2 protein-coding genes are annotated in these 2,421 nt (G+C 55.9%); one reads left to right on the top strand and one right to left on the bottom strand.

Annotated features, from left to right (window positions below):
• Positions 1-33 precede the first annotated feature (33 nt).
• Positions 34-783, bottom strand: coding sequence for a tyrosine-type recombinase/integrase (locus BKY27_RS19505; protein ID WP_071676120.1), 750 nt, complete (start codon positions 781-783; stop codon positions 34-36).
• A 159-nt stretch (positions 784-942) separates the two neighbouring features.
• Here BKY27_RS19505 and BKY27_RS20695 point away from each other — a divergent pair, with 159 nt between their 5' ends.
• Positions 943-1,677, top strand: a complete 735-nt coding sequence (locus BKY27_RS20695; protein WP_407668433.1) for a recombinase family protein — start codon at positions 943-945, stop codon at positions 1,675-1,677.
• Positions 1,678-2,421 lie beyond the last annotated feature (744 nt).

The following is a 2,421-nucleotide window of genomic DNA, read 5'->3' as shown; positions in this document are numbered from 1 at the left end:
GCATAAGAGACGTCATTAGCGACGTCTCTTAGATCATCGCCCCAGCCTCAGGCAGGCGCTGCCAATGGAGCGGTTACGCTTGAACACCCGGTTGTAGATGTTTGAGTAGTTCTGAATCCGGCCCGCCGAATTCGGAAAAACTAAATGATCAGCGGTCGTGCGGTCGGAGGCCTTCCAGGATTTCAGGGCATCGGCAACGACCGGAGCCATCGGAATTTCGCGCTCGCCGGCCCTGCTCTTCGGCGCGCCGAGTTCACCATATTCGTCGGCCCGTTGCACGACGCGGATGATCGACCGGTCGAAATCGACCGCGTTCCAGCAAAGTCCGCGCAGTTCAGAAATCCGCATGCCAGTGAAGATAGCAACCGTGAACATGACCCGATGACTTTCAGGTGCCTTCGTAATGATGGTCCTGATTTCGTCCTTGGTCGGGATGATTATCCGCTTCCTGTCGCGGCCGTTGCTGCGTTTGACCTTCACTTCGGTCGCGACGTTGTGCACGGTCCATTCCCGTTCGACAGCTTCTGCAAGAACGGCGCGCAGACTGACCATGACCTTCTTCACGAGCTGTCTCGAGACGCCATTGTCTAGCAAATCGTCCATGAAGTCGCGCACGTCACCCCGGCTGATCTCGCTGACCAGAAGATCACCTATCTTCGGTTCAATGTGAATTTTCGCGTGGCTGCGATAGGCCTTCATCGTGGATCGCTCGAGTCCGTTTCGCTCGCAGGTCCGGAGCCAGCTGTTGCAGGCGTCACTCATGGTCTTTTTTTTGGCTGTCATCGGCTGTTCCTCTTGTCTGCTACTGCTTCTATTATAGAGTCAACTACAGGAAGACGCGGGATAATTCCCTGATCCATATGTATTTTTTAATCAGTGCACGAATTTGGAATGCTTCGCCTTGAAGCGCAATACACAGAGCAGAGGTTGTAGCATCAGCGTATGAGCAACGCAGAAGATACAAGTAGAGATCGCTTTTCTTTAGGCTACGTGCTGATCACTCATGGGAAAAAGCCTGATGGCGATCTACAGAATTGCGCTGCGGCGAAGCGCCAGTTGTGCGGCCTGAGAGAGGTCTCGAGCCAAATGAAAGCCAGGATGGCTATCGTCCATGATTACGCACGGAGTGTGAGGCGCCTCGATGGTTTGCCGACACTACTCGCTAAACTCGAATGGATCGCCCGGAACGAGGCCGGAGCACTATTCGTCGATGACTTTGCGTGGTTGTTGAAAAGGCCATCACCCGAGAACAGGCAAGGATTTCTCGAGGATCTCCTACGCTACGGGGACTATCTTCGAGATCGGCGATTTTGTGGACGGGCACTAAGCAGGCTATCCAACGAAGAGCTTACGGGGTGCGTCGCGAGGGACATGATGCCCCTGAGCTACGCAATGAATGGACGAGATCAGCAACGCCCCAATGGCCTCGCGCAAACGGCGCCGGCAACTACCGCCTCAGCGCGCAGTCGACGACATCGCTCACTCGATGCGGAAAACAGACTCACGCAGATCCGGAATGAACTCAGGGACGGCGACAAGGACCCGACCCTACAGCAGATCGCCGACGAGGCCAACGCTCGAGGCCTCAGAACCCAGAGAGGCGCGCCGTGGTCACGACAGACTGTGCACAAATATCTCACTGGTCTGAAGCCGGACAGCGGTGGAGAAAGCACGTGATGGACACGGCAAGCAAGGGGAGTCCCTACAGGATAGCATCCAAGATGTGCCGCCCCGGCAAGCTCGCACTTCGTCTCTATTTAGAAATTCTTCCTTGAATTGTAATTTGAATAGACGAAGCGCGGACTTCTTCCAGCGATGCGCCGCGGAGTCCGAGCCGGCGACAACTGTCCGGTCATGAGCAGCTTGTCAGCTGCGGCTTGGTCAAGTTCTGGGCCGCGACAACCCACTTCCTGAGCCCAACGATCAACCACCGACCCATACCGCGCTGCGGCAGCACCCAGCGACAAACACCTGCATGTGGATGCTCACCAGGCTGGCTGGGCCGCTCACAGGCTTGCGAAATGCGATCTTCAGCATTGGTATGTATCAACAGCACCGGAGCCAGCGAGGCGCGATCTGAGAGCGGGCGGAGAGCGGTTGGTATGCAGATAGCGCCGCTGGCGGCGCATGACATGGCCAGCCATCCGTCGAGAGGTCCATGGTCATCACTATCCGATCACAACTCTGCAAGGTTTTCGACTTTCTCAAGGTTTTCAACGCATTCAAGGATTTCGACCGACCGGCGCGACAGAAACCATGCGGAGGTCGGATAGGTTTTTGCGCATTCCAAGGAACTGAGCTACCCCCCGAATTTCGGACACTGACATAAGCTACGAATTGCAGTTTGCTGATCTTCGACGAGAAGGAGATCAGAGATGTCGAAACGCAAGCAGCACGCGCCCGAGTTCAAGGCGAAGGTCG

Source organism: Nioella nitratireducens (assembly GCF_001879715.1).
In the GTDB taxonomy this organism is placed as follows: domain Bacteria; phylum Pseudomonadota; class Alphaproteobacteria; order Rhodobacterales; family Rhodobacteraceae; genus Nioella; species Nioella nitratireducens.
This window is presented reverse-complemented; position numbering and strand designations above follow the sequence as displayed.